We start from the raw sequence: 234 nt of genomic DNA, 5'->3' as shown, positions 1-234 counted from the left end.
TGGTAAACCTACTCGGCGAAGTGGTTGCCGAAGGAAAACGCCACGTAAAATTTGAAGGCATTAATACCGAGATTATGGCGCTGGCGTCTATCAAAGCCACCCAAACAGGCAAAGCCCAACTCAATGGCCACACCATTAACGCAATTAAGGGCATTTTACAAAATGATGTCGATAGCCAGCAGTTAACCACTTTGTTTCCCGGAGAAGTGCCGGCCAGTTTGCCCAAACACACAT

The 234-nt window shown here is 47.4% G+C and carries 1 protein-coding gene; it reads left to right on the top strand.

The window, feature by feature from the left end:
- On the top strand, positions 1-234 hold a 234-nt coding region (locus Q4528_RS16230), incomplete at both ends, for a YcjX family protein (RefSeq protein ID WP_303522804.1).

Origin of the sequence: Staphylococcus pasteuri (assembly GCF_030547725.1) — a bacterium.
Lineage (GTDB): Bacteria > Bacillota > Bacilli > Staphylococcales > Staphylococcaceae > Staphylococcus > Staphylococcus pasteuri.
The sequence above is the reverse complement of the archived record's forward strand: the minus strand, read 5'-3'. Positions and strand labels throughout refer to the sequence as shown.